General features: G+C 56.2%; 3 protein-coding genes. All 3 read left to right on the top strand.

The genetic code is table 11. The features are described from left to right. Nucleotides 1-44 precede the first annotated feature (44 nt). Nucleotides 45-1,139, top strand: coding sequence for a redox-regulated ATPase YchF (gene ychF / locus VGL01_RS15995; protein WP_331570972.1), 1,095 nt, complete (start codon nucleotides 45-47; stop codon nucleotides 1,137-1,139). A gap of 436 nt (nucleotides 1,140-1,575) precedes the next feature. Next, nucleotides 1,576-1,962 (top strand): hypothetical protein, encoded by a 387-nt coding sequence (locus tag VGL01_RS15990; protein ID WP_331570970.1) that lies wholly within the window; start codon nucleotides 1,576-1,578, stop codon nucleotides 1,960-1,962. Continuing rightward, nucleotides 1,947-2,737 (top strand): DUF6708 domain-containing protein (locus VGL01_RS15985; protein ID WP_331570968.1); only part of this gene is annotated, 791 nt, incomplete at its 3' end. The genes VGL01_RS15990 and VGL01_RS15985, both read left to right, overlap by 16 nt.

Genomic DNA, 2,737 nt, shown 5'->3' with positions numbered 1-2,737 from the left:
GAAGCGGCGAGTAACCGCAACAGATCGATCCAGAAAGGTCTTCCATGAGTCTCAAATGCGGCATCGTCGGCCTGCCGAACGTCGGCAAGTCCACCCTCTTCAATGCACTGACGAAGGCCGGCATCGCCGCCGAGAACTATCCGTTCTGCACGATCGAGCCGAACGTCGGTGTCGTGGAAGTGCCCGATGCGCGGCTGAAAGCACTCGCCGAGATCGTCAAGCCTGAGCGCGTCGTGCCGGCCGTCGTCGAATTCGTCGATATCGCGGGCCTCGTCGCCGGAGCGAGCAAGGGCGAAGGCCTCGGTAACCAGTTCCTCGCCAACATCCGCGAAACCGATGCGATCACGCACGTGGTGCGCTGCTTCGAAGACGAAAACGTGATTCACGTGGCCGGCAAGGTCGATCCGCTCTCCGACATCGAAGTCATCAACACGGAACTGGCGCTCGCCGATCTCGCCACTGTCGAGAAAGCGCTCGCCCGCTATTCGAAAGCCGCGAAATCGGGCAACGACAAGGAAGCCGTCAAACTCGCCGCCGTGCTCGAAAAGGCGCGCGCGCAGCTCGACATGGCCAAGCCGATCCGCGCGCTCGAGTTGTCCGACGACGAGGCCGCGCTCATCAAGCCGTTTTGCCTCATCACCGCGAAACCGACGATGTATGTGGCCAACGTGAAAGACGACGGCTTCGAGAACAACCCCTACCTCGATGCCGTGCGCCGGCATGCCGATGCGGAGAAATCGCCCGTCGTCGCGGTGTGCGCGGCGATCGAAGCGGAGATTGCGGATCTGGCCGACGAGGACAAGGAAGTGTTCCTCGCCGATATGGGAATGGACGAGCCGGGCCTGAACCGTGTCATCCGTGCCGGTTTCAAGCTGCTGGGTCTGCAGACGTACTTCACCGCAGGCGTGAAGGAAGTACGCGCCTGGACGATCCATATCGGCAATACAGCGCCGCAAGCGGCCGGCGTCATTCATACAGACTTCGAGCGCGGCTTCATCCGCGCACAGACGATCTCGTTCGATGACTTCGTTGCCTATAAAGGCGAACAAGGCGCAAAGGAAGCCGGCAAGATGCGCGCCGAGGGCAAAGAGTATGTCGTGCACGATGGCGACGTCATGAACTTCCTGTTCAACGTCTAAGCAAAACCTGCTCTTTCACGGGGCATCACGACGCCCCAAAATCCCCATCAAATGCCTACGCCACTTAAGTCCCATCCTTCCACGGGGTATCAAGTGGCGCATTGAAGTAACGAATCAAACCGGGTACGCCTGCCACAGTGGTGGTAGACGTGCTCAATGATAGGCAGTGCCGGCATGCCAAGCCGAACGCGAAGCCGTAACAATTCGCCCCGACGGACCTGATCTGTAGCGGGGCGAGCCGGTAAAGGGGCGTGCGTCCGCTGCCATGAGAACGGCGAGCATGAATTAGCAATAACTACCGAAATCTCAAATAAATCGGCAATTTTTCCTAAAACATAGCAGCCAATGCCAATAATGATTGAGCCTGTTTTGCCATGAAGTAATTCCGTGTAAAATCGCCCGACTCCGAATTCCGGCTTATCCGTCAGGCTTGCCAATGAATACCGACTTGTCTGCTCAAGACCTTCTGAAAATCGCCACCGGGATGCGGAACAACCGGCTATTAAGGTTGGTGTTTCCACAGAGTGATGCGTCGTGCAACATCTTGTTGGCGAACTGCATCGAAGGCGATGAATACCTATCGCACGATTTCCGATTCGTTGCGGAAATCCTGTCCGACAGCGCCGAGCTCGATCCGAAGGATTTCATCGACAAAATGATCACGAGACGGTTGGCCCGCCGGCCGCTCCGGCGCAGTTCCAGGCAGCGGATTTTTGCTTGCAAGCGGTGCAAATTCAGCACGGGAGAGCACTACCATACGTTTGATGACGAGCTGAAGGCGTTCAACTCGACAATCCGAGGATGGACATGCACGAGCGCCTGATGAAGAAATGCATTGGTAAACCAGTTCCGGAGTGGGATATGGCGCACCGACTGGCAGTCGACCAGCCGGTCTCGCCGAATACTCAAGATGCCGGGACCGTGTTTAGAATTAACTCAATTTTCATGGACGTTATTGAACCCTCGCTTCTCGAGAAGCAATGGTTCATTACTGCCGCAGCGGGGGCATTTTTATTTACCGGGGCGGGTTACTATTTCTATAGCTTCACTCATGCAGACCCAGCCCCTCCATTTTGGATGACAATATCGAATATATTTTCATTCGGGGTGATTTTGTTGTTTCTGGGGATCGCATTTAAATTCGGGGCCGGTTTATTTTTTGGACTTCGCCGCCGCCCGATCCGCTTTCACCGGGGAGAGCGTAAGTTATACGCGATCCGCAAACGACGTTTCTTTGCGAAACCGGGTGAAGGCGATGTCGTATGGGAGGTACCCTGGTCGAACGATTCGATCTTTTGTCTGCATCGCGAGATGTCGACTTTCGGCGAACTGTTCCATATTCGCCATTACACGGTTGATGACCATGGCAAAGTCACGCGGGTCTTCTCGATCGGCCGTGAGTGGATGCCGGCCGCGGAGGTAGAGTTGGCGCTCGCTCAATGGAACTATTGGTGCAAGTTCATGAACGATGGGCCGAATGGCTTGCCCAAGCCCATGCTGTTTCATACCGAGAACGAGACGCCGCGTGAATCGTTCTTGTTCTCGCTTTACGGCGTCGGCATGGACGCGCCCGCAATCTGGCGGATCGTCATGATGCC

The sequence above is a fragment of the Trinickia sp. genome, assembly GCF_036503415.1.
In the GTDB taxonomy this organism is placed as follows: domain Bacteria; phylum Pseudomonadota; class Gammaproteobacteria; order Burkholderiales; family Burkholderiaceae; genus Trinickia.
Note: the sequence above shows the minus strand (reverse complement) of the source record. Positions and strands in the feature narration are given on the sequence as shown.

Bases quoted from the DNA above. Each gene is read 5' to 3' on its own strand.
- ychF (WP_331570972.1), top strand. From the start codon at position 45: ATGAGTCTCAAATGCGGCATCGTCGGCCTGCCGAACGTCGGCAAGTCC.
- VGL01_RS15990 (WP_331570970.1), top strand. From the start codon at position 1,576: ATGAATACCGACTTGTCTGCTCAAGACCTTCTGAAAATCGCCACCGGG.